The organism is Flavobacterium niveum (genome assembly GCF_055231775.1).
Genome location: NZ_JBUYSX010000005.1, coordinates 380,449 through 402,913, shown reverse-complemented (window position 1 = coordinate 402,913; position 22,465 = coordinate 380,449). Strand labels below are relative to the sequence as shown.

Below are 22,465 nucleotides of genomic sequence, written 5' to 3'. Positions count from 1 at the left end.
CTAACCTAATACCGGTTTCCACCTTTTGGCAATAATTTTCGACCTGAATTCTAATGCCTTTTCCCTGGCTTTTTGCTGCAGGGTAGGATAACGTTTTGGGCATAGGATTACCAATGTTTCTTCCATACGGCCTTCATCAATAAGGTAACCGTTTTCCATATCCTTAATTATCTCAGCAGGACCGGTGTGGTTTGTGGCTACAGGCACGCATCCGCAGCTCATAGCCTCTATAAGCACAAGACCGAAAGCTTCTTCCCACCTTGGCGTTTTAAAGGAATTAAGCAATACATAGTGGTGCTGGCGGTATTCCTCTGCAATTTTTTTAGGGTCGCTTATATATCCTTTGTAATGGATGTTAGGATATTTAGCCGCATATTCTTCTACCTTACACTGCAAGTCGCCTTTGCCTATTATGGTAAATGTTTTATGGGGATTTACAGCAAAATATTCCAGCAGCCCTTCAAGTCCTTTTTCGCGCATAAACCTGCCTGCATATACAAACTTGTTTGGCACCTTTGCTTCATTGCACCTGCCTTCATCTGTAAACACTGCACTCTTAAACGAATGATATACTACCGAAATTTTTTCAGCATCTATTTTATAATTCTCCAGCAGTTGTTGCCTTGATTTTTCAGATACGGCAAAAATATGTTCTGTATCCTGCTCTAAAAAAAGCCTCCATCGGCCCATTACTTTTGGTGTCATTTTTTTAGACCTCGGTTGGTTACTACCATCCCATACGGTCCAGGATGTATGGTAAAACACCCTGTGGTTTTTCAGGAAAAACCACACAAATAATATTTTATGGTCATACGGGGCTATACCCAGTACAATCTTTTTGTTTTTAGAAAAGAGAAGGGATAGTAAGAAAAAAGCATTAACAACCTGCTTCCACGCACGTGCAAACCTGCCCTTAAAAAGGCTTTTAAAAAACTGGTCTAAAATAGAAAACTCCCTGTAATACACCTTACCGTGATTTTTCTCCAGCAGGAAATCTAACCCGGTATAATGCGAGTTTTCACCACGTTTGTGGAGTACATATACAATTTCTTTCGTATTCATTAATAGTTGTTTAGCCCGTGGTAAATATATAAAATTTCTTTATACTGTAATTTACAGTACATTTGTTTAAGAAAATTTAACCCTGAATGATAAAATTCCTCGACCTTCAAAAAGTAAACCTTATGCATCGTGATGCTATAGAGTCAAGGCTAATCAGTACTTTCAGAAGCGGATGGTACCTTTTAGGCGAGGAGGTAAAAAAGTTTGAAGCAAACCTGGCTGATTACATTGGCACACAGAATATAATCGGCGTAGCAAACGGCCTCGATGCACTCAGGCTTATCTTCAGGGGATATATAGAACTTGGCATTATGCAGGAATGTGATGAAGTAATTGTACCTGCCAATACGTTTATAGCATCGGTACTGGCACTGACCGATTGCGGCCTTACTCCCGTTTTTGTGGAGCCTGATGAAACCACCTTTAATATTGACCTCAATAAAATAGAGCATGCCATAACGCCAAAAACCCGTGCCATAATGATAGTACACCTGTACGGACGGGTAAGTTTTAGCAAAGGGCTGAAACAATTGGCACAAAAACACAACCTGAAGATTGTTGAGGATAACGCACAGGCCATCGGTGCCGAATGGAACGGCATTAAAGCGGGCAACCTGGGCGATGCTGCCGGATTTAGTTTTTATCCCGGGAAAAATTTAGGTGCATTGGGCGATGGCGGTGCTGTGGGTACTAATGACAATGCTTTGGCTAACGTAATACGTTCCATAGCCAACTATGGTACTTCCGCAAAATATGTGAACAAGTATAGGGGGCTAAATTCCCGCCTTGATGAAATACAGGCTGCTGTACTGGACGAAAAGCTAAAGCACCTGGACAACGAAAACAACCGCAGGCAACAAATAGCAGCATATTACATTAACAATATTACAAATCCGCTAATTGTTACACCTACGGCACCCGAAGATGCAAAGGAACACGTATGGCACCTGTTTGTTATCCGTACCGCTGAACGCGACAGGCTACAGCAATACCTTACCGATAATGGTATACAAACGCTGATACACTACCCTATCCCTCCGCACAAGCAGGAGGCTTACACAGAGTACAACCATTTGTCTTTCCCTATTACAGAGCTAATACATAACGAGGTACTAAGCCTGCCTATAAGCCCTGTATTAACCGATGAAGAAATAGCAACTGTTGTTAATGCTTTAAATAAATTTAAATAACATGAAAAAGATAATTATCCTGTTATCCTTGACTGTGGGATTTAAAGGATATACCCAGGAGAGTGTCGGAAAAACAATGAATATTAAACCGGGGACAAACTACCCTGAAAACATGCCCAACATCCAAAAATGGATAATCGAAACTATAGGAAACAAAAAAACTATTAACGACTTTAAGGATATCGGACCCGGTGGTAAAAATTTCTCATTTGTAGACGCAAAGCCTAATGTCATTAATTTCCCCTTCACTAACGGAATTAAACTTTCGTTTAAAACTGACAGTAAAAAAACTGACGGTGCCCAGGCTTCGCAAACTCTCGGTTTAAATGCCCAACTGCCCGTCTTAGAAATAGACCCCGACTTCAACCCCTCAACGCTAAGCTATACAGCTAAAGAATATTTTGACACCACAATTAAGGCTAAATCTGTTAGTGGTATAGACCTCATTGATGGTGCTGCTAAACTTTTGCCACGTAATCGTGAGAAAGATAAAATGCTGGTTTTGATTGACACCATAAATAGTTTTTACCACGTGGCGCTCCCCTATCCTAAAACAAATACAGCAGAGGGAGTTGCTGATGTATTATCTCAAAACAAGCAAACCCATACATTACAATTATTCTACGACATATTTATTGCCGATGCCAACGAAGAAAAATCGCTAAAAAAATTAAATGCCTTTTATAAAAAAGTTTATCTTTTTAGTGAAGACGCTACAAAACAAATTGACGAGCTAAGAGTTTACAACATAAAAGTTAATATGCATAAGCAACCTGAAACGCTGGATTTCCCTATCAGTTTGGCAAAATCAGGGACTGCTGCAAGTAAAGCAACACCTTTGAAATTTCAATGTAATGATGTAGAAGCAAAACTTGATTATAAGAACAAAAATCTTACTATAGTAATTAATTCAAGGAATGAACAACCCGTAGTCCTTGTAAATGCATTTAAATCTCAGGTTACAATTACACAAACGTCTAACAGCACAACGAGGGTTGAGGAATGGATCCCGGTAAAAAATGAAGCAACTATGGTTAAACAGTTCGTTATCGTAGTCACAGAAACTTCAGTAACCGTTTTAGCCAAGGGAAGTGCAAAAATATACAAGCTTGTAGAAAACAAAAATAACTGAACCACATCTTTTTACCATAGCAGAAAAGATTCTTGTTTTTCAAGTACGGGCTAAGATCTGCATATATAATTGTGGTTCAATTTAAATTTAGATGAATGCCCACTGTATTCACACCTAAAAAGCAGTAATTTTGCCATAAAATTGTACCATGATGCATCCATTAGACCGAATGAATATGAATGAGGATGACCTCATAAAACAGGAAGTACACAATGCTTACGAAGCCATTAAGGCGGGTGGCATTATCCTTTACCCTACCGATACCGTTTGGGGTATAGGCTGCGATGCAACAAATCCCGAAGCAATAAAGAAAATATACGCCCTGAAGCAGCGCGAGGAAACCAAAAGCATGATAGTACTGGTTAACGGCGACCGCATGATGTGGGATGTTTTTAAAAATATTCCTGAAACTGCCTGGCAGATACTGGACCTCAGCGAGAAACCTACCACGCTTGTTTTGGACAACCCAAAAAATGTAGCTCAAAACATTATAGCTCCTGATAATACACTGGGTGTACGCCTCGTGAAAGAACCGTTTTGCTATAAGCTTATGGAACGGATGAAAAGGCCACTGGTTTCCACCTCAGCTAATATAAGCGGGCAGCCTACCCCTACACAATTTAAAGAAATTGACCACCATATTTTGGACGGCGTAGACTATATCGTAAATTTGCAACACGAAAAAGTTGCCGCTAAGCCATCGGCTATTATAAAGCTGGGCAACGACATGACGGTTAAAGTGATACGCCCTTAAATGGAAAACAAAACTTCATATAAAGAAGCCCTTAATAACAAGATTTTTGAAATAACCTCGCAGGCTGCTGCATCGCTTAATGTAAAAAGCTATGTAATAGGCGGTTTTGTACGCGATTACCTACTGCAACGCGGCCTTAAAAAGGACATTGACATTGTAGCGGTGGGTAGCGGTATAGAACTTGCTAAAGAGGTTTCCGGCCTAATAAAAGGCAAACCGAAAGTCCAGATTTTTAAAACCTATGGCACTGCCATGCTGAAGTACGAGGATATTGATGTAGAGTTCGTAGGTGCCCGCAAGGAAAGCTACCGCAGCGACAGCCGCAACCCTATTGTGGAAACCGGCACGCTGGAAGACGACCAGAACCGTCGTGACTTTACCATAAATGCACTGGCGCTTTCACTTTCTGAAGATGATTTTGGCACTTTGGTAGACCCGTTTAACGGCGTGGAAGACCTTGCCAATAAAATCATCCGTACACCGCTTGACCCGGACATTACTTATAGTGATGACCCGCTGCGTATGATGCGTGCCATACGCTTTGCTACACAGCTTAACTTTACCATAGAGGAAGAATCGCTGAAAGCTATTGAGCGTAATAAAGAACGCATCAAAATCATTACCGGTGAGCGTATTACCGACGAACTTAATAAGATACTATCGGCTCCCATACCATCTATAGGCTTTAAGCTGTTATACGATACCGGGCTGCTGGACATTATATTGCCTGAACTCACGGCACTAAAAGGCGTAGAGGAAGTAGAAGGCCAAACCCACAAAGACAATTTTTACCACACCCTTGAAGTTGTTGACAATATCAGCCGCAATACGGAAGACGTTTGGCTGCGTTGGGCAGCACTACTTCATGATATAGGTAAAGCACCCACGAAGCGTTTTGTAAAAAAACAAGGGTGGACGTTCCACGGGCATGAGTTTGTGGGTGGAAAAATGGTAAAAAAACTGTTTGAACGCCTGCACATGCCGCTGAACCATAAGATGAAGTTTGTATCTAAAATGGTAATGCTGAGTTCGCGCCCTATTGTATTGGCACAGGACATTGTTACCGACAGCGCCGTACGCAGGCTGGTTTTTGATGCCGGTGAGGACATCGACAGCCTGATGACGCTTTGCGAGGCCGACATTACCACCAAGAACCCGAACAAGTTTAAAAAATACCACAATAACTTTAAGATTGTACGCCAAAAGATTGTTGAAGTGGAAGAGCGCGACCACGTGCGTAACTTCCAGCCGCCTATTACCGGGGAGGAGATTATGGAATTGTTCAACCTGAAGCCTTCAAGGGAAATCGGGGTGCTGAAAGAAGCTATTAAAGAAGCCATACTTGAAGGTGAAATACCGAATGAGTATGAAGCAGCCTACTCATTTATGATGGAAAGGGCGAAAAAGCTGGGATTAGAAGTTGCAAAATGATAAATATCATAATCCGCTTTTAGTTCCTGAACTATTTTTGCGCACTAAATTACTTTATAACCCTGCTACTTTGCAGCTTTGAAATTTTACTATGAAACGAATGTTCCCAAAAATCACCAAGACAGCCCTTATACTGGTTTACCTAGTTATTGTTGCGGGTGCACTGGTACGTATGACCGGCAGTGGCATGGGTTGCCCGGACTGGCCAAAATGTTTTGGGTATTACATTCCGCCTACTGATATAAAAGAGCTGCAATGGGCACCGAACCGTGATTTTAAGCACGGGCAGGTGATTATTAAAGACGATAAGCTTTGGGTAGCACGACAGGATTTTAAAACCGGGGCAACTTATAACGAATCCGATTGGGAGCATTATACCAAACATGACTATGCTGAGTTTAACCCCGTACATACCTGGGTAGAATACATTAACCGCTTAACGGGTGCTCTTGCAGGTGTGGCGGTATTCTTTATGGCTATAGCGTCGTTTTCATTTTTCAGGACTAAATCGAGTATCATACTATTGTCCTGGCTTGCGGTTTTCCTTATGGGATTCCAGGCGTGGCTCGGTGCCACCGTGGTGTACAGCGTACTTAATCCGGTAAAAATCACCCTGCATATGGTAGTGGCACTTATTATTGTAGGTGTTATACTGCTGATATTAGATAAAGCCAAAGAAATAACCCATACCGAAAAAGCATACAAATACGACGGTTTCTTTAAAAAACTGCTTTGGGTTACACTTATCGCTACACTTATACAAGTGGTACTGGGTACCGAGGTACGCCAATTTGTAGACGACCGCATCAAGCTACTGGGTCATGAAAACATACATCTGGTAATGCAGGATCCCATTATCAATTTCTATATCCACAGGTCATTCTCCATAGTGGTACTGGCACTAAATATATGGCTGTTCATAATGAACAAACAAAAAGACCTTGGCTTCAACAAAACATCATGGGTACTGGTATTACTGCTTGTAGAAGTAGCTTCGGGTATTGCCATGTACAACTTTGATTTCCCGTTTGCATCGCAAAGCATACACGTAGTTACGGCTTCTATCCTATTCGGCTTACAGTTCTATATGATACTGGAAAGCAGGAGGAGTAAACCGGCTATTACGGCATAAAACTTTAGCATCCCTTTATAAAACCCTTGGCAGTCTTTTAAGGTTATACGGTGTAATTTTACACTACTGAAATAACCTAAAAACAAAAATTGTTATGCCAAATTCAACAGAAATAAAAGGCCACTGGGATGAGCTGAAAGGAAAGCTTAAACAAAAGTATGCCGAACTTACCGACGACGACCTAACGTACGAAGAAGGTAAAGACGATGAAATGTGGGGACGCCTGGAGCAGAAGCTGGGCAAAGCGAAAAAAGAAATACTTTCTATTTTTCAGTAATTGAACCCTTTCCCTCACGGGCACATAACCACATTACATAACTGTCCTGTAAACAGAAAGATACTGTTTGCCGGACAGTTTTTATTTACCCCTATTACAAAAAATTATGCATTCATAATAAGGTGTCAGTATTTTCGGTACATTTGATGTACACGAAACCAGTATTATGAATTTTGATTTTAATGAGATAGACCGGGTAGAAAAACTAACCCGCGACGAATTTGTGGAACGTTACTACAAACCTCAGAAACCTGTAGTTATTACACATCAGCTTGAAGACTGGCCAGCTTTTGAAAAATGGAATTTTGCCTTCCTGAAAAAGGAAGCCGGTGATAAGATAGTACCGCTCTACGATAACCGAAAAACCGACCATACCAAAAAGGTAAACGAACCCGACTTTACCATGACCATGGCTGAGTATGTTAGCATACTGGAAAAAGGCCCCACACAATTACGTATTTTCCTTTTTAACCTGCTGAAAGAAGTACCTTCTATGAAAGCTGACATACGTTGGCCTAAGCTTGGGTTACGCCTGATAAAAAGCCTGCCGCTTGTATTTTTTGGGGGTGAGGGCGCTAAGGTATTTATGCACTACGATATAGATTTCCCAAATATACTGCATATACACTTCCAGGGGCGAAAACAGTGTGTACTGGTAAGCCCTGATGATACCAAATACATGTACCGCCTGCCCTACTCATGGATATGCAATGAGGACATTGATTTTGACAATCCTGATTTTGAGAAATTCCCGGCGCTGAAAAAAGTAAAACCTTACATCACCCACCTGGAACATGGCGAAATGCTGTACATGCCCGAAGGCTGGTGGCATTACATGAAATACGAAACACCGGGATTTTCGCTTAGCCTGCGTTCGCTTGCCGGCCGCCCTAAGAACCTGCTGAAAGGCCTTGCAAACGTAACCTTTAACCGTATATACGATAACTGGATGCGCCGCCGCAAAGGCCAGGCATGGCTGGACCATAAGGCCGAAGAAGCCATACGCAGGACTAATAAACTGTTGCAGGAAGAGGCTTAATCTGTTTTCTTTTTCTTTAAAGCCTGTAAAGAACCACAGCTCCATAACGGCCATAATACTAACAGCGGGTGCAGGAATAAACGGGTAAGCCTAAGGCTGTCGCTATTCAGCCCGAAAGCATCTACGTGGTTGGCATACTGGGCGTAGTTGCCCGGGAAGATTGCCACAAAAAATGCAGCTACTACCCAGCCTACCGTTACCCTGTATTTGGTAAGGGCAAGTAATGACAGTCCAAGCAGTATCTCTACCACTCCTGAGAGTATTACAACAAGATCGGGATCCAGCGGTACCCAAGATGGTACTTGTGCGCTAAAGGTTTCTCGGACAAAAGTCAAGTGGCCTGTACCGGTAAAAAGCAACAGGCATCCCAACAATATCCTGAAGATATTTTGGGAGGTGGAATAGGTTTGAGGAGTTTCCATAAGTATTGGTTAAATTTTGTAACATAAAGTTAGCCAAATATTTAACACAAAACATATTCAGAAAAATCTTTCGTTGAATTTTGATTTATTATCGACTAAACAACCCGGCTACTTTTTCAGGATTAGAAAAAGTATTGTCTTTAGTTGGAACAAAATAGAGTAACTGCCACTTTTGGGTAGTTGCAGCCCGTTTGCTTTGTGGTACATCCCATGGAGGATATACCCTGAATGCACGCTTGCCTTCTTTTCCGTTGGCGGTAAATATCTTTTGGTTACAAAGCACCGCGCACGAAAAAATAAAATATCCGCTATGCGCGTCATTTTCCACACAGATAATAACGGTACTTATGTTATCCTCTTCACTAAAAGGTTCAATCGGGCCATTACCCTCCCTTTTCCACAGCGTTACAAACTGTCCGTTTTTGGTAGGCGTAATTTTGCTTTTACGAAACAGCATTTTACCATGGTCTGCCGTAGTGAATTGGCAGGCATTGTACTCTGCGCTTTCTTTTTCGGGGACGATATGAGTAATAGTAAGCCCTACAGACTCGAATATATTTAATTCAGCAGAAAAGTCTGTTGCCATTTATCAGGCCTTTACATTCAGCTTGCTGTGGCTTCTTCCGTAAGCAAAGTAGAAGATAAGACCAAGCACCAGCCATAGGCCAAACCATGCCCAGTTGCCCAATGACATGCCTGTAAGCAGGTAGCAGCACGATACCAAGCCAAGCACCGGTATCAGCGAAAGGTTTTTAAGGAACGACAGCACCGCCATAACTATGCACAGTACAAAGAATACCAGCATGGTTACGTTTGCAGTGGCATCTCCGGAAAAATCAAAGGTATTGGTAAAGAAGTCCGGGAATGCATACTGTATTACAGCTACACCTCCCACTACAATAAGCGGGAATATAAACTTAGCGTTGATATACGGAATCCTGAATTTACCCCGGGTCTTATTTTCCTCACTTTCGGCTTCGCTGTGCGGGCTAAGTAGTAATACACCACCACACACCAGCACAAATGCAAACAGCGTACCTATACTGGTAAAGTCAAGCACGAACGTCTCATCAGTAAAGAATATTGGTAATCCCACCACAAAACCGGTTACTATCGTAGCAAAGCCCGGCGTTTTAAACTTAGGATGTATGTTAGAGAATTTCTTTGGCATAAGGCCGTCGCGGCTCATGGTCATCCATATACGCGGTTGCCCTAACTGGAACACCAGCATTACACTGGTCATGGCTACCACAGCAGCGATTGAAACTATGAACAGCATCCATTTTACGCCTTTAAGAGCAAAGATTTCAGCAAGCGGGTCGGTAACACCAAGCTTATCGTAAGGCACCATACCGGTAAGCACAAGCGCCAGTATTATATACAACACGGTACAGATTACCAGTGAGTATATCATACCCTTAGGCAGGTCGCGCTGTGGGTTCTTTGATTCCTCCGCAAGGGTAGACACGGCATCAAAACCTATATAGGCAAAGAACACCGCCGATACACCACCCATAACGCCACCAAAGCCGTTTGGCATAAAAGGTGTCCAGTTATCTATGTCAATGTAGAAACAGCCTACCACAATTACTAAAACAATGATGATAAGCTTCATATATACCATAAGGTTGCTCAGGTTTTTAGATTCCTGTGTGCCACGGTATACAAGATAGGTAATCAGCACATTTATAAGCACAGCAGGTAAATCGAAGATAATCTTCAGGCTACCCAGCATAGGCGCGTTTTGCCATGCTGTAAACCCTTCTCCCGCTTTATTTTCAATGAAGTTACGATGGGCTTCGGTATAGTTAATAGTAAGCCATTGGGGAATGTGAATATGGAAGGCTTCGAGTAACTTAGTAAGATAACCGCTCCATGAAAATGCGATATAAATGTTACCAATGGAATATTCCATAATCAGCGCCCAGCCGATTATCCAGGCGAATAGCTCGCCAAAAGATACATAGGCATACGTATAAGCACTGCCCGATACAGGCACACGGCTGGCGAATTCGGCATAGCACATGGCGGTAAATCCGCACGCTACAGCACACATAATATACAACAATATTACACCCGGCCCGCCTGAAAAACAGGCATTGCCTATGGCACTAAAGGTACCACCGCCTATGATGGCTGCCACCCCGAAAAATGTAAGATCTTTTACTGTAAGTACCTTATGCAGGCCGGTATGTTCGCCGTCGCCACCCTGTTGCAAAATTTTACTTAAGGGTTTGGTACGGAAAAGGTCTTTTAATGCCATTTGTGTAAAATTATTGGTATAACAGACAAATATAGAAAACTAAAAATAAATGTGAAACCCGCTTGCATAATTCACTATTTATAGTTAAATTAAATTTAATAGATTTTGTCTATTTTAAAATAAAGAAATATGATGCTTATCATGCCCTGAAAGCGGCTTTTGCGTGTATTTTTGCAAAAGAAATTTTAAGCCGATTTACATTAAAACTTTAAAATAACAAACTATGGCATTAGTAGGAAAAAAATTCCCAAACATTGCAGTAGACGCTATTGACCACATGGGCGACTACCTTTCTATCAACGTTTTTGAAAAAGCAGTAAATGAAAAGAAAAAAGTACTTCTTTTCTGGTACCCTAAAGATTTTACTTTCGTATGCCCTACTGAGCTTCACGCTTTCCAGGCTGCCCTTGGCGAGTTTGAAAAAAGGAATACAGTAGTTATAGGCGCTTCTTGCGATACTAACGAAGTACACTTTGCATGGCTAAACACTGCTAAAGATAATGGTGGTATAGAAGGTGTTACCTACCCTATTATTGCAGATACTAACAGGAACCTGGCTAACATTCTTGGTATCCTTGACATAGAATCTGGCGAATACAACGACGAAACAGACACAGTTATCCTTAAAGGCAGCAACGTTACCTACCGTGCTACATACCTTGTAGACGAGGATGGTAAAATATTCCACGAAAGCGTAAACGATATGCCTCTTGGCCGTAACGTAAATGAATACCTGCGCCTTGTAGATGCTTACACTCACGTACAGGTAAAAGGTGAAGTATGCCCGGCTAACTGGGAAGAAGGCAAAGAGGCCATGACAGCAGACCGTGATGGTGTTGCTTCTTACCTTGCATCTAACTAATTTTTTTAACCGATAAACGATTACCATCATGTTACAGGAACTTGATAAAGATAACCTTGCCGAAATTGTAGCGGCAGAGCCGGTTGTTGTTGTGCAATACTCGGCAGGATGGTGCGGTAACTGCAGGATCATGAAGCCGAAGTTTAAGAAACTGGCAGGCGACCATGAAAATGTAACCTTTGTACTTGCAGATGCCGAAAACTATCCTGAATCGCGCAAGCTGGCCAAGGTAGACAACCTGCCTACATTTGCCACCTTTAAAGGCGGGCAGCTGGTAAGCCAGGTGCAGACAAACAAAGTAGAAATCTTAACCGAACTTGTAAATGAAGTTACCAGTAATTAAGCACCTTACGGAGTTTATAGAACAAAATGACCAGGACTATATTATAGAAACCCTGGAAGTTTTGGAAGCGCTTACCGAAGTGCCTTCGCTTAAAGACGAGGAGCTTGATGTGGTGGGAGAACTTATCTCTAACATGTATGGTGCGCTTGAGGTACAAAAACTTATGAAAGACGGAATGAGCAAAAAGGAAGCGCTGAATGCATTTATGATGCGCGTACTTGGAGCCATAGATAAAAACTAAATTATTCCATACTTTGGGAAAGGCGCTTCCGGAAACGGAGGCGCTTTTTGTTTTCTTCCATTTCGACCACAGCGCAACGACAAGAGGGCTTTGCCCGAACTGGCGAAGCAAGTGGAGAAATCTCAAATACTTATATAGAGATTTCTCGACTCCGTTTCTCTTCGCTCGAAATGGAAAACGTATGACCTTCCACTTTGCTAAAACAATTTTAATGTAGACTTTTGTGTAACCAAATTATAAGCAAACATGGAATATTCTTTCAGGCAGGCTATTGCCAATGATGCCCCTGAGATATGGGAAATTTTACAGGCCGCCATAGCGCGCCGTAAAGCCGACGGCAGCAAGCAGTGGCAGGACGGCTACCCCAACCCCGATGTGGTAAAGGCAGATATAGACAAACAAATAGGCTACGTAATTACCGTTGACGGTACAGTAGCCGGTTACAGCGCTATATTGATTAACGATGAACCCGCCTACGCAGATATAGATGGCAAATGGCTTACCGACGGCGACTTTGTGGTGTATCACCGTGTGGCGATTTCAGAGCAATTTTTAGGGCTGGGGATTGCGCAGAAAATGTTGGGCTATATTGAAGATTATGCCCTTCAAAATAATATTAAGAGCCTTAAGGTAGACACCAACTTTGACAATCCCGGCATGCTGAAAATACTGGATAAGCTTGGTTATACTTATTGCGGCGAAGTCTTCTTCAGGGGCAGTGCAAGGAAAGCTTTTGAGAAGGTATTGGAGTAACAACATGGCTCGGCAGGCAGCTAATCCCAAGACACTCAAAATATTAAATTACTGCAAATTAGGATATAATTTTCCTTTGCATTTCAAAAAATAGATTTATATTTGCACCCTCATTCGGGCCAACCTCTGGCGAAAATCGTGAAAACGTTGCCCCGGTTAAACTATTTTAAACTAAAAAATCATGTCTGATCTTTTAAAATTCGTTCAGGACGAGTTCATCGGAAAAAAAGATTTTCCTGAGTTTAACTCAGGTGACACAATCACTGTGTACTACGAAATTAAAGAAGGTGAAAAAACCAGGACTCAGTTCTTCAAGGGTGTAGTTATCCAGAAGAGGGGTGCAGGTGTTACCCAAACATTTACCATCCGCAAAATGTCGGGTGCTGTAGGTGTAGAGCGTATCTTCCCACTTAACATGCCGGCACTTCAGAAAATTGAAGTTAACCAACGTGGTAAAGTTAGAAGGGCACGTATATTCTACTTCCGCGAACTTACCGGTAAAAAAGCTAAGATCAAAGAAAAGAGAAGAAGGTAATTTTCCATCTTATCAGATACAAAAATCCTCATACGCAAGTATGGGGATTTTTTGTTTAGAGACTGAATCAGATTATTAGAATTTTAGATTGTTGGAGTTTTCGACACTTTACATGAGGCACACTCTTCATCGAACAATCTAAAATTCCAATAATCGAATGATCAAACCCACGTTAATTTACCTCTTCTTAAAACTACATTCCGTTTTTGTGGTTAACTTTGGCAAAATTCCAATACAATATCCATGGACAGGAGAAGGTTTTTCCGCAACGGTTCGCTCTTTACACTTGGGGCTACCCTTATCAACCCGTTTGAAAGTACTGCCCGCGTATTAGACGACGGCATCAACAATAAAAACAAGAAGGCCAAAAATATCATCTTTATGGTGAGCGACGGTATGAGTACCGGTACGCTTAACATGGCCGACCTGTACCTGAACCGTAAAACCGGTAAGGGCAGCAACTGGATCCAGCTATATAAAGACAACCGTGTAGCCAATGCCCTTATGGATACCGCTTCGGCAAGTTCTATAGTTACTGATTCGTCTGCAGGTTCATCATCTTGGGGTGGCGGCCAGCGTGTGAAAAACGGCGTACTGAACATTGGCGCTAACGGCGAGAAGTACATGCCAATTTGGCAAAAATTCAAAAAAGCAGGTAAAATGGCCGGTTGTGTAACCACAGTGCCTATTACACACGCTACCCCGGCAGGCTTCTGCGTGAATAACGACAGCCGTAATGCGATGGAGGATATCGCTGTAGATTACCTCAACTTAGGTTTCGACATTATGATGGGTGGCGGTAATGACTACTTTAACGCAGACCACCGTAAGGACAAACGCGATATGTATGCCGAATACAAAGCCAAAGGATGGCAGGTAGCCCGCACACGCAACGAAATGCTGGCTACACAACCGGGCAAGCCTGTACTGGGCGTTTTTGCTGATAATGGCTTACCTTACAGCATTGACAGGCGCAGCAGCAAGGAACTTACCGAGAACACCCCTACCCTTGCCGAAATGGCACAGAAGGCAATAGACCACATGAAAAACCACAAGAATGGTTTTGTACTGCAAATAGAAGGCGGTAAGGTAGACTGGGGTGCACACGCCAATGACATTGGTGCACTGCTGTATGACCAGATAGCCTTTGACGAAGCTGTGAAGGCAGTAATCGACTTTGCTGAAAAAGATAAAGAAACACTTGTTATTATTACTACCGATCACGGTAATGCAAACCCGGGTGTGATTTACGGTAAAAGTGCCAATGATAACTTTGACAACATACAGAAGTTTACCAATACCAATGAGTGGCTGCTAAATGAAATAAAACCCGACTGGACTACTGCTAAAGTACAGGAGTTGGTTAAATACGCCAATAACCACACCATTGCCGAAGATGAGGCTAAAAGTATACTAAGCCATTATACCGGTATTGACAAGGAAGAAGGCGGGCTGTACAATTACAAAAAACTACCGTTCAAGGCTTTTTCAGAAATGCAGCAGGCGTATACCAGCGTGGGATGGATAAGCATGGACCACAGTGCAGACTATGTAAACCTTGCTATGTTTGGGCCAGGAAGCGACCTGCTGAAGCCGTTTGTAAAAAATACCGACCTGCACTACCTGATGCTTCAGGCTGCGGAAGTGGAGAATAAGTTTTAACATAAAAATTTCTATATTAGATGCCACGTTAACCACGTGGCATTTTTTATTTAGAACCAACCCGACATGGCAGCAACCGGTAAAGTACCTGAAAAATTTATCATTAGGAACAGCTATGCAATGGGCATATTTTTAGTGCTGTTTGCTCTTGTTGCCCTAATTATTGTTCTTGCTTCCGGCAACCAAAAATCAGCCCAGGAAGGTTTCTTTCTATATGTTATGATAGCAATTGCTGTTTTCACATTGTTTAAGGGACTTAAGCTCATTATAGACCAAAAACCTAAAATAATTATCAGCGCTGAAGGCATAGATTCTGAAAAAGCAGGTTTTGTTTCCTGGGAATATATAACAGACGAAAGGATGACTGAAAATGATAACAGTGACAGCTCATCGTTTTTCCTTGAATTTAAAAACCGTGGGGTTGATAAAAAAATTGAAATCAGCTACATGTCTGTTAAACCAAAAAGATTAGCCGAAGTATTACCCATTTACCGTCAAGCTTATGAAGAAAATACTGCTGCTCATAATCATTTGTAGTGTCGCATTTGCCTGCAAAAAGAACCACGTTGCCAAGCCTGATAAGCTGCATAACGGCGACATTATTTTCCAAACCTCAACATCGGCACAAAGCAAGGCGATACAACTGGCTACGCATTCTGAATATTCGCATTGCGGGGTTGTGTATGAAGATGATAGCAAATGGTACGTATTTGAAGCCATACAACCGGTAAAGAAAACACCGCTTAAGGACTGGATAGACCGCGGCCAAAACGACGAATATGTAATAAAGCGGCTTAAAGACACTACTGCCCTAACCCCGGCAGCACTGAAAAAGATGAAGGCCGTAGCCAATACCATGAATGGCAAGGGTTACGACCTGTATTTTGAGTGGAACGACGACCGTATTTATTGCAGCGAACTCGTTTGGAAGCTCTATAAAGAATCTACCGGGCTGGAAATAGGCCGCCTGAAACAGCTCAAGGATTTTGACCTTACCGCACCTGCTGTGCAGCAAAAGCTAAAGGAACGCTACGGTAACAATATTCCTATGGATGAAAAAGTGATTTCCCCGAAGGATGTATACGACAGTGAATTGCTAGAAACGATAGTAGGTAAATATGAAGCTCCATAAACAAACTATAGTAGGTACTATTGCCCTGATGGCAGTTGCCTATGTATTTATGCAAAGCTGTTCATTTGACTATCTTAGTTCAATAATTCCGGGATGGCATACTACACTATTACCTAAAATGCTGTTTACCCGTATAGCGGGGCTTTGGCTGGCAGTAGTTTTATTAATCTATTTTCTGCTGTTGCGAAAAGAAACCAGTAGTACCACTGCCTACACCTATGTCTTTATGACGGTACCTTTTATTTTATGCGATGTGCTTTTATCCCTTTCGGATGTTTTAGGCATCACCATCCTGCATTTATACATCCCACTGTTTTTCATTACTTTAATTCCGTTTGCAGTAGCACAGATTATATTTGTAATAAAACTGTTTTCTTTTACAATAAAAAACCGCAGTAATTAACTGCGGTCCTGTTTTTTATAGTGAAACCATGTCTGCCTTCGCCTGCTCGAACTCTGCCATCATATCGGTTACAACATCGGCAGCAGGTTTTATATCGTGAATTAAACCTGCAATCTGGCCTATTTCAAGTTCGCCTTCTTCCAGGTCACCCTCAAACATGCCTTTTTTGGCACGGGCACGGCCTAATAACGCTTTAAGGTCGTCCGGGGTACAGCCTTTCGCATACAGCGCCATAAGGTCGTTGTAGAATTTATTCTTTATCAGCCTTACAGGAGCCAGTTCTTTCAGGGTAAGGTGGGTATCGCCCTCCTGCATATTCACAATCAAATCCTTAAAGTTTTGGTGTGATGAAGCCTCGGGCGTAGCCACAAAACGGCTGCCTACCTGTACGCCATCGGCACCGAGTACCATAGCAGCCAGCATGCCCCTGCCTGTAGCAATACCCCCCGCAGCTATAAGCGGAATGCCCAGCTGCTCCTTAACCATAGGTATCAGGGTAAAGGTAGTGGTTTCCTCGCGTCCGTTGTGCCCACCGGCTTCAAAGCCTTCGGCAACTACGGCATCCACACCGGCTTCCTGTGCTTTCAGGGCAAATTTTACACTGCTTACCACATGCACCACAGCAATACCTTTTTCTTTAAGGAAAGCCGTCCAGGTCTTGGGGTTACCGGCGCTGGTGAATACAATTTTCACACCTTCCTCTACAATGATGTTCATTATCTCATCAATGTTAGGGTACAGCATGGGTACGTTTACCCCAAAAGGCTTATCGGTTGCGACCTTGCATTTCCTGATATGCTCGCGAAGCACTTCGGGGTACATAGACCCTGCGCCTATGATGCCCAGGCCACCGGCATTACTCACGGCACTGGCCAGTTTGTATCCGCTGGCCCATATCATCCCGGCCTGGATAATGGGATATTTAATGTTAAACAGTTGGGTTATTTTATTCATGGGTTTGGGTTATAGTATCAGTTTTTAACCAGCTTGCCAATGCTGTTGCCAGTGGAATTTTCTACGCGGTAATTATATATACCCGAAGATAATTGGCTTATGTCCACCTGGTTTTTAGCAGTGGTCAGTTGTGTTTTCAGCACTACCTGCCCCAGGTTGTTGTATAATACAAACGGGCCCGTTTCATTTTCGGGGAGGCTTATGTTTACTACATCATTTGCCGGATTTGGGTATACAGTTATACCGTCTTTGTCTGCCTTAGGTACGTCAAGCGTGCTTTGGTACGCTGCCCAAAAATCAGGGATACCGTAACCGTAATAGGCATCAGGATTTGTATATCTGTCGGCAGATTGCTTTATAAGTTGTAGCAATTCAGCATTGGTAAGGTCGGGCAAAGCCTGCCACAAACAAGCCACAAGCCCTGCTGTAATGGGACTGGAAAACGAGGTACCGTTACCCGTGTAAATGTTGCCATCGGTAGCGGCGTAAGCACTGCCCAGGCCCATAGCCATAACATCGGGTTTTATGCGGTTGTCGGCACTTGGCCCCGTCGAGCTGAAATATGCATACTGCTCACCACTATCCACAGCGCCTACGGTAAGCACGTTTACAGCATCAGCCGGTACGCCTATGTGGGGGTTTGATCCAAAGCCTGTATTGCCCGCCGAAACCACTATAAACATGCCTCGGCTAAAGGCAATATCTGCCCCACGTGAAATGAAAGCTGTTTGCCCGTCCATTTCATCATAGCTATAACTATAAGCGGCATTTTCGTAAGTAAAATATCCCAGAGAAGTATTGATAACATCCACACCAAGGCTGTCGGCTTCTTCTGCGGCTTCTACCCAAAACGATTCTTCTACAGGGTTTTCGTATGTCATGCTTTCGGTTACAAAAAGGTAGTAAAACGCATCAGGAGCTGTGCCCACCAGATGATTATCAACATAACCGCCCATAGTACTCAGTACCAGTGTTCCGTGCGTGCCGCCGGTATATACATTATCTGAATTTTCAACAAAATTATGCCCGCCCAGTACCAGGTTGTTATCATACAAATGCTGCATAACAGGCGATGTATCGGTATTAGGAAAGCCTGCATCGAGCACCGCAATGGTCATGCCTGTACCGGTAAAATTGGCCTGGTGCAGCAGGTGGCCGTTCAGCATTTGTATCTGCGCAGCCGCCGAACCGTAGTTGTATTCCGTTTGTACTTCGAGTTGTTTATTGGTGGTTTTGACGTTGGTTTTCGTCTTTGCCGGTTTGCTGTTCAGGCTGTCGTCTGCAAAATCTATTGATACTACATAGGCCAACGAAGTAAGCGCCGAAATATCTGCTATACTACCCCGGATGTGCAATGCATTTAGCCACTTGCTTTTTGCCATAACGGTAATGCCGGCTGCAGTTGTAATACCGTCTATGTATTCGGGGTGTATGGGTACGTCTTTTTCGTCCAAAGCTATGCCCTGTGCGGTACGCCTGTCCAGTGCTTTTTGCGACAGCATTTCCAGCGGGTTTGCCAGATAATAGTCGGCATCGGGCTTATCAGTAAAGTATACCCAGGCATCTTGCTGGGCATGCAGGGCCAAAGCAAAAAGGAAACATAACAGTATGTAAAGCTTTTTCATAGCAAATCAGGTCAATATTCAGCAAATCTACGAGAAACGTTAGTATTCATCAATATCTTCTCCAAACCAAACAAGAGCAACCCCTTTATACATACCAATACCAATAGCTTGCCAAGGATGATTAGCCCATTCACCTTCATTAATAATTACAGCATTATGCCCAGGGCTATTTTTCCAATTTTCCAGTGCTTCTTCAGCACCCATTGTTTTATTTCTGCCGCTTGAAGAATATGCTGTAGCTATTTCATAACCATTATCTGTATAAGACGTGAGTTCACTGGGTTTATTCCATAAGCAGGCTGCGTTTGCATGGTCTTCTGTATAACAACAAGATGTCCAGTCTCCTTTATCAGACCAACTATGCAGGTTACAATTACCGACATCAGGTTTGTTATCAACTAAATCCTTAGCGTGTGTTTGCGCAACAAAATTCAATGAGTTAGATATAGGAATTGGAGGCAATCCTTTCTCATGGCGATATTGCATTATCAATCCATATAATTTGGCTTCAGAATTAGTGCTTTCGCCAGAGCTTACCGAATCATCATCTTCTAATACAAGCGAGCAGGCCAAACAGCTAAATAATAATAAAAAAGATATAATTTTTTTCATAATGTGGGGGAATTAAATAAACATACATTTTACCAAATGTAAACAATATGCTGTAAAGCGCTATACTAAAAATTCAAAAAAAGGTTCGCTAACTCAATTAGTTAAACCCTTTATGAAAAAACAAAAACGATTACAAATGTTATGCATTCTTAGATTATTTTTGTGGAAATTTTTATAAATGTTATTTTTATTGTTAAGCATACTATGCAGCGTATCGGTGGGGATAATCTTTAAAATTGCGGGCAGGAAAGCACGCCGCAGTACCCAGCTGATATTGTGTAATTATGTAGTGGCACTGCTGCTGTGCTACCTTTTTTTTAAGCCGGAGGCTGACGTATCTTACATGGGGCAACACTGGCCGGTTTATGTACCGCTTATGGTTTTGCTGCCCTCTATATTCCTCTTTTTGGCAGCATCTGTAAAGCATGTGGGCATTGTAAAAACCGATGCCGCCCAAAGGTTGTCTTTGTTTATTCCCATACTGGCTGCATGGCTTATTTTCCATGAGGCATTTAACACCTGGAAAATACTGGGGCTTGTAGTGGGTTTCCCCGCACTAATGCTTATACTGAGTAAGAAGGAAGAAACCGGGAATACAGGCCGGGAATGGATATTCCCTACGGTTGTATTGCTGGGCTTCGGGGTGGTAGATACGCTGTTTAAACAGGTGGCACTGCTGGAAAAACCGGGCTACACCACATCGCTATTTATGATATTTACAGGGGCACTTGTGGTTACCCTCCTCATCACAATTTACGAAGCTATTTTCTTAAAGAGGAATATAGAGCCTATCAACTTTGCATTTGGGCTTTTGGTGGGTATTTTTAATTTTGGCAACATCCTTTTTTACCTGAAAGCACATCAGGCTTTTGCCGAAAACCCGTCGACGGTTTTTGCTGCCATGAACATGGGGGTTATTGTCTTGGGCAGCCTTGCAGGTGTTTTTTTATTTAAGGAAAAACTTACAACTAAAAATTACATCGGGATATTCTTAGCACTGGTGGCGATTGTTTTGATTACGCTTTCGCAAATTTCCACATAACACAACTTTCTTAAAACCAATAAGTTAAAACAAAAAAACCAAGCGGGTTGAAATTTTTTCACGAAAATATTTGGAAAATAAAAAACTCCTCCCTTACCTTTGCAGCAAGTTCTTCAAAATTATTCTTATCCAGAAAGACCGAGGGAATTGACCCGATGACGTCTTGGCAACCTGTCCTGCATTTGTGCTGATAAGGTGCCACATTCAACCACGCCTATGGCGGGGAAAGATAAGTAAGAAACAGCAAATATATAATTTACCATATATGCCTTTCTGACTTGTCGGGAAGGCTTTTTTATTTTATGCCTTTTCGATACCTGGCTTTGAATAGTTTTTGAGAAACGAAATGTTTAACAAAAATTAATTCGAAAAGATGAAAGAACAAACTGCAATCCTGAACAACCTGCCTATCGACCCGCTAACCGGAAGTATTTCGGTGCCTATTTACCAAACTTCAACATTTGTACAGGATGCACCGGGTGTTCACAAAGGCTTTGATTATGCACGCAGCAACAACCCTACCCGCAAGGTACTGGAAGATACTATAGCCCAGCTTGAAAACGGTACTAACGGTTACGCTTTTGCCAGCGGCCTTGCAGCGATAGACGCCGTTATAAAACTACTTAGCGCCGGTGATGAGGTTATTGCAGTAGACGATATTTACGGTGGTGCCTTCAGGTTGTTTACCCATGTGTACCAAAAATTCGGCATCAGCATTAAGTACGTAGATACTACCAATGCACAAAACGTAGCCGATGCCGTAACCGACAAAACCAAACTGATCTGGATAGAGTCGCCTACAAACCCTACACTGAAAATTTCTGATATTGAAGCCATTGGCAAGATTGCCAAGGCAAATAACATACTGCTTTGCGTAGACAATACTTTTGCTTCGCCAATAGCGCAAAAGCCGCTTAACCTTGGTGCCGACATCGTGGTACACAGTGCTACAAAATACCTTTCGGGCCATAGTGACCTTATTGCCGGCCTTGTGGTTACAGCCACCCAGGAACTTGGCGACAAAATAAAATTCATCCAGAATGCTTCGGGTGCCATCCTTGGGCCGTTTGACAGCTGGTTGGTTATCCGCGGTATAGAAACCCTTAGCCTGCGCATTAAGGCACATGCCGAAAATGCACAAAAAGTGGCTGAATACCTTCTTGAAGAAAAACTGGTTAAAAACGTATACTATCCGGGCCTTACTACGCACCACAACCACGAAATTGCCAAAAAGCAACAGAAGTACTTTGGCGGTGTGGTAACGTTTGACCTGGTGATAGACGACAAAGAACTGGCCAGCAAAATAGTAAGCAGCACCAAGTTGTTTAAACTTGCCGAAAGCCTTGGCGGGGTGAAAAGCCTGCTGTGTTTACCGTGTGAAATGACCCACAAGTCTATCCCGGCAGAAAAGCGTTACCAGGCAGGTGTTACCGACAGCCTTATACGCCTTAGCGTAGGCCTTGAAGATGCAGACGACCTTATCGAAGACCTGAAACAGGCTTTTGCAGTGGCAATAAGCGTTCAGGAAAATGCATCGGCAACCGTATAATTAAAAAGAAGAAAAATCACCTCAGGATAGGGAAAAATGGCTAGAAAACA

Annotated in this window: 25 protein-coding genes and 1 riboswitch; of the genes, 18 read left to right on the top strand and 7 right to left on the bottom strand. The window is 42.6% G+C overall.

Features of this window, described 5'->3' with window-relative positions; translation table 11 throughout:
• Positions 1-1,062 carry a glycosyltransferase family 4 protein gene (locus tag ACZIX4_RS14880; RefSeq protein ID WP_463336422.1) on the bottom strand — a complete coding sequence of 354 codons (1,062 nt, stop codon included), beginning with the start codon at positions 1,060-1,062 and terminating at the stop codon, positions 1-3.
• Between the two features lie 86 nt (positions 1,063-1,148).
• Between ACZIX4_RS14880 and ACZIX4_RS14875 the strand changes: the two genes are divergently transcribed.
• The 7 genes from ACZIX4_RS14875 to ACZIX4_RS14845 all read left to right on the top strand — a co-directional run bounded on the left by ACZIX4_RS14875 (position 1,149) and on the right by ACZIX4_RS14845 (position 8,017).
• Positions 1,149-2,252: a DegT/DnrJ/EryC1/StrS family aminotransferase gene (locus ACZIX4_RS14875; protein WP_463336421.1), complete on the top strand. Its 1,104-nt coding sequence runs from the start codon at positions 1,149-1,151 to the stop codon at positions 2,250-2,252.
• Position 2,253: 1 nt separating this feature from the next.
• Positions 2,254-3,384 (top strand): hypothetical protein, encoded by a 1,131-nt coding sequence (locus ACZIX4_RS14870; protein ID WP_463336420.1) that lies wholly within the window; start codon positions 2,254-2,256, stop codon positions 3,382-3,384.
• Positions 3,385-3,532: 148 nt separating this feature from the next.
• On the top strand, positions 3,533-4,138 hold the full coding sequence (locus ACZIX4_RS14865) for an L-threonylcarbamoyladenylate synthase (RefSeq protein ID WP_463336419.1): 606 nt from the start codon (positions 3,533-3,535) through the stop codon (positions 4,136-4,138).
• Positions 4,139-5,569, top strand: a complete 1,431-nt coding sequence (locus ACZIX4_RS14860) for a CCA tRNA nucleotidyltransferase (protein ID WP_463336418.1) — start codon at positions 4,139-4,141, stop codon at positions 5,567-5,569.
• Positions 5,570-5,660: 91 nt separating this feature from the next.
• Positions 5,661-6,701, top strand: coding sequence for a COX15/CtaA family protein (locus ACZIX4_RS14855; RefSeq protein WP_463336417.1), 1,041 nt, complete (start codon positions 5,661-5,663; stop codon positions 6,699-6,701).
• Positions 6,702-6,795: 94 nt separating this feature from the next.
• Positions 6,796-6,978, top strand: a complete 183-nt coding sequence (locus ACZIX4_RS14850) for a CsbD family protein (RefSeq protein WP_411409640.1) — start codon at positions 6,796-6,798, stop codon at positions 6,976-6,978.
• Between the two features lie 166 nt (positions 6,979-7,144).
• Entirely contained in the window at positions 7,145-8,017 is an 873-nt protein-coding gene (locus ACZIX4_RS14845) for a cupin-like domain-containing protein (protein WP_463336416.1), read from the top strand.
• Here ACZIX4_RS14845 and ACZIX4_RS14840 read toward each other — a convergent pair.
• From ACZIX4_RS14840 to ACZIX4_RS14830, 3 genes are all read right to left on the bottom strand, one after another.
• Entirely contained in the window at positions 8,014-8,439 is a 426-nt protein-coding gene (locus tag ACZIX4_RS14840) for a DoxX family protein (RefSeq protein ID WP_463336415.1), read from the bottom strand. The genes ACZIX4_RS14845 and ACZIX4_RS14840 overlap by 4 nt on opposite strands.
• Before the next feature lie 88 nt (positions 8,440-8,527).
• Positions 8,528-9,025 (bottom strand): MepB family protein, encoded by a 498-nt coding sequence (locus ACZIX4_RS14835; protein ID WP_463336414.1) that lies wholly within the window; start codon positions 9,023-9,025, stop codon positions 8,528-8,530.
• 3 nt (positions 9,026-9,028) lie between these two features.
• Entirely contained in the window at positions 9,029-10,702 is a 1,674-nt protein-coding gene (locus ACZIX4_RS14830; protein WP_463336413.1) for an amino acid permease, read from the bottom strand.
• A 223-nt stretch (positions 10,703-10,925) separates the two neighbouring features.
• Here ACZIX4_RS14830 and ACZIX4_RS14825 point away from each other — a divergent pair, with 223 nt between their 5' ends.
• The 9 genes from ACZIX4_RS14825 (at position 10,926) to ACZIX4_RS14785 (ending at position 16,633) form a co-directional block, all read left to right on the top strand.
• A complete protein-coding gene (locus tag ACZIX4_RS14825) occupies positions 10,926-11,564 on the top strand; it encodes a peroxiredoxin (protein ID WP_463336412.1) in 639 nt (212 codons plus the stop codon).
• Positions 11,565-11,592: 28 nt separating this feature from the next.
• Positions 11,593-11,907: a thioredoxin family protein gene (locus ACZIX4_RS14820; protein WP_463336411.1), complete on the top strand. Its 315-nt coding sequence runs from the start codon at positions 11,593-11,595 to the stop codon at positions 11,905-11,907.
• A complete protein-coding gene (locus ACZIX4_RS14815) occupies positions 11,888-12,148 on the top strand; it encodes a DUF6952 family protein (RefSeq protein ID WP_322625781.1) in 261 nt (86 codons plus the stop codon). The genes ACZIX4_RS14820 and ACZIX4_RS14815 overlap by 20 nt, the downstream gene beginning before the upstream one ends.
• Before the next feature lie 246 nt (positions 12,149-12,394).
• A complete protein-coding gene (locus ACZIX4_RS14810) occupies positions 12,395-12,901 on the top strand; it encodes an N-acetyltransferase family protein (protein WP_463336410.1) in 507 nt (168 codons plus the stop codon).
• Between the two features lie 181 nt (positions 12,902-13,082).
• A complete protein-coding gene (gene rplS, locus ACZIX4_RS14805; RefSeq protein WP_411409631.1) occupies positions 13,083-13,436 on the top strand; it encodes a 50S ribosomal protein L19 in 354 nt (117 codons plus the stop codon).
• A 243-nt stretch (positions 13,437-13,679) separates the two neighbouring features.
• Positions 13,680-15,098, top strand: coding sequence for an alkaline phosphatase (locus tag ACZIX4_RS14800; protein WP_463336409.1), 1,419 nt, complete (start codon positions 13,680-13,682; stop codon positions 15,096-15,098).
• A 66-nt stretch (positions 15,099-15,164) separates the two neighbouring features.
• A complete protein-coding gene (locus tag ACZIX4_RS14795; RefSeq protein ID WP_463336408.1) occupies positions 15,165-15,635 on the top strand; it encodes a hypothetical protein in 471 nt (156 codons plus the stop codon).
• Positions 15,601-16,230: a YiiX family permuted papain-like enzyme gene (locus tag ACZIX4_RS14790; RefSeq protein WP_463336407.1), complete on the top strand. Its 630-nt coding sequence runs from the start codon at positions 15,601-15,603 to the stop codon at positions 16,228-16,230. Before ACZIX4_RS14795 ends, ACZIX4_RS14790 begins: the two co-directional genes overlap by 35 nt.
• Positions 16,217-16,633, top strand: coding sequence for a hypothetical protein (locus ACZIX4_RS14785; protein WP_463336406.1), 417 nt, complete (start codon positions 16,217-16,219; stop codon positions 16,631-16,633). Before ACZIX4_RS14790 ends, ACZIX4_RS14785 begins: the two co-directional genes overlap by 14 nt.
• 15 nt (positions 16,634-16,648) lie before the next feature.
• On the opposite strand, the gene ACZIX4_RS14780 is transcribed toward ACZIX4_RS14785, so the two are convergent.
• Genes ACZIX4_RS14780 through ACZIX4_RS14770 form a run of 3 tightly spaced genes read right to left on the bottom strand, consistent with a single transcriptional unit; the run spans position 16,649 to position 19,824 of the window.
• Complete coding sequence (locus tag ACZIX4_RS14780; protein ID WP_463336405.1) at positions 16,649-17,587, bottom strand: NAD(P)H-dependent flavin oxidoreductase; 939 nt, start codon at positions 17,585-17,587, stop codon at positions 16,649-16,651.
• 17 nt (positions 17,588-17,604) lie between these two features.
• Positions 17,605-19,212, bottom strand: coding sequence for a S8 family serine peptidase (locus ACZIX4_RS14775; protein ID WP_463336404.1), 1,608 nt, complete (start codon positions 19,210-19,212; stop codon positions 17,605-17,607).
• A 39-nt stretch (positions 19,213-19,251) separates the two neighbouring features.
• Positions 19,252-19,824, bottom strand: coding sequence for a CAP domain-containing protein (locus tag ACZIX4_RS14770; RefSeq protein ID WP_463336403.1), 573 nt, complete (start codon positions 19,822-19,824; stop codon positions 19,252-19,254).
• Positions 19,825-20,002: 178 nt separating this feature from the next.
• On the opposite strand from ACZIX4_RS14770, the gene ACZIX4_RS14765 reads away from it, so the two are divergent.
• Together ACZIX4_RS14765 and ACZIX4_RS14760 are read left to right on the top strand one after the other, a co-directional pair.
• Entirely contained in the window at positions 20,003-20,866 is an 864-nt protein-coding gene (locus ACZIX4_RS14765) for an EamA/RhaT family transporter (RefSeq protein WP_463336402.1), read from the top strand.
• 122 nt (positions 20,867-20,988) lie between these two features.
• Positions 20,989-21,102, top strand: a riboswitch (SAM riboswitch).
• Between the two features lie 137 nt (positions 21,103-21,239).
• Positions 21,240-22,415, top strand: a complete 1,176-nt coding sequence (locus tag ACZIX4_RS14760; protein WP_463336401.1) for a trans-sulfuration enzyme family protein — start codon at positions 21,240-21,242, stop codon at positions 22,413-22,415.
• Positions 22,416-22,465 lie beyond the last annotated feature (50 nt).

What these genes read in the sequence shown, in the direction of transcription:
- ACZIX4_RS14845 (WP_463336416.1), top strand. Translation starts at nt 7,145, where the DNA reads ATGAATTTTGATTTTAATGAGATAGACCGGGTAGAAAAACTAACCCGC.
- ACZIX4_RS14815 (WP_322625781.1), top strand. Translation starts at nt 11,888, where the DNA reads ATGAAGTTACCAGTAATTAAGCACCTTACGGAGTTTATAGAACAAAAT.
- ACZIX4_RS14870 (WP_463336420.1), top strand. Translation starts at nt 2,254, where the DNA reads ATGAAAAAGATAATTATCCTGTTATCCTTGACTGTGGGATTTAAAGGA.
- ACZIX4_RS14785 (WP_463336406.1), top strand. Translation starts at nt 16,217, where the DNA reads ATGAAGCTCCATAAACAAACTATAGTAGGTACTATTGCCCTGATGGCA.
- ACZIX4_RS14860 (WP_463336418.1), top strand. Translation starts at nt 4,139, where the DNA reads ATGGAAAACAAAACTTCATATAAAGAAGCCCTTAATAACAAGATTTTT.
- ACZIX4_RS14795 (WP_463336408.1), top strand. Translation starts at nt 15,165, where the DNA reads ATGGCAGCAACCGGTAAAGTACCTGAAAAATTTATCATTAGGAACAGC.
- ACZIX4_RS14850 (WP_411409640.1), top strand. Translation starts at nt 6,796, where the DNA reads ATGCCAAATTCAACAGAAATAAAAGGCCACTGGGATGAGCTGAAAGGA.
- ACZIX4_RS14840 (WP_463336415.1), bottom strand. Translation starts at nt 8,439, where the DNA reads ATGGAAACTCCTCAAACCTATTCCACCTCCCAAAATATCTTCAGGATA.
- ACZIX4_RS14760 (WP_463336401.1), top strand. Translation starts at nt 21,240, where the DNA reads ATGAAAGAACAAACTGCAATCCTGAACAACCTGCCTATCGACCCGCTA.
- ACZIX4_RS14800 (WP_463336409.1), top strand. Translation starts at nt 13,680, where the DNA reads ATGGACAGGAGAAGGTTTTTCCGCAACGGTTCGCTCTTTACACTTGGG.
- ACZIX4_RS14765 (WP_463336402.1), top strand. Translation starts at nt 20,003, where the DNA reads ATGTTATTTTTATTGTTAAGCATACTATGCAGCGTATCGGTGGGGATA.
- ACZIX4_RS14855 (WP_463336417.1), top strand. Translation starts at nt 5,661, where the DNA reads ATGAAACGAATGTTCCCAAAAATCACCAAGACAGCCCTTATACTGGTT.
- ACZIX4_RS14825 (WP_463336412.1), top strand. Translation starts at nt 10,926, where the DNA reads ATGGCATTAGTAGGAAAAAAATTCCCAAACATTGCAGTAGACGCTATT.
- ACZIX4_RS14880 (WP_463336422.1), bottom strand. Translation starts at nt 1,062, where the DNA reads ATGAATACGAAAGAAATTGTATATGTACTCCACAAACGTGGTGAAAAC.
- ACZIX4_RS14770 (WP_463336403.1), bottom strand. Translation starts at nt 19,824, where the DNA reads ATGAAAAAAATTATATCTTTTTTATTATTATTTAGCTGTTTGGCCTGC.
- ACZIX4_RS14875 (WP_463336421.1), top strand. Translation starts at nt 1,149, where the DNA reads ATGATAAAATTCCTCGACCTTCAAAAAGTAAACCTTATGCATCGTGAT.
- ACZIX4_RS14835 (WP_463336414.1), bottom strand. Translation starts at nt 9,025, where the DNA reads ATGGCAACAGACTTTTCTGCTGAATTAAATATATTCGAGTCTGTAGGG.
- ACZIX4_RS14790 (WP_463336407.1), top strand. Translation starts at nt 15,601, where the DNA reads ATGAAGAAAATACTGCTGCTCATAATCATTTGTAGTGTCGCATTTGCC.
- ACZIX4_RS14810 (WP_463336410.1), top strand. Translation starts at nt 12,395, where the DNA reads ATGGAATATTCTTTCAGGCAGGCTATTGCCAATGATGCCCCTGAGATA.
- ACZIX4_RS14865 (WP_463336419.1), top strand. Translation starts at nt 3,533, where the DNA reads ATGATGCATCCATTAGACCGAATGAATATGAATGAGGATGACCTCATA.
- rplS (WP_411409631.1), top strand. Translation starts at nt 13,083, where the DNA reads ATGTCTGATCTTTTAAAATTCGTTCAGGACGAGTTCATCGGAAAAAAA.
- ACZIX4_RS14775 (WP_463336404.1), bottom strand. Translation starts at nt 19,212, where the DNA reads ATGAAAAAGCTTTACATACTGTTATGTTTCCTTTTTGCTTTGGCCCTG.
- ACZIX4_RS14780 (WP_463336405.1), bottom strand. Translation starts at nt 17,587, where the DNA reads ATGAATAAAATAACCCAACTGTTTAACATTAAATATCCCATTATCCAG.
- ACZIX4_RS14830 (WP_463336413.1), bottom strand. Translation starts at nt 10,702, where the DNA reads ATGGCATTAAAAGACCTTTTCCGTACCAAACCCTTAAGTAAAATTTTG.
- ACZIX4_RS14820 (WP_463336411.1), top strand. Translation starts at nt 11,593, where the DNA reads ATGTTACAGGAACTTGATAAAGATAACCTTGCCGAAATTGTAGCGGCA.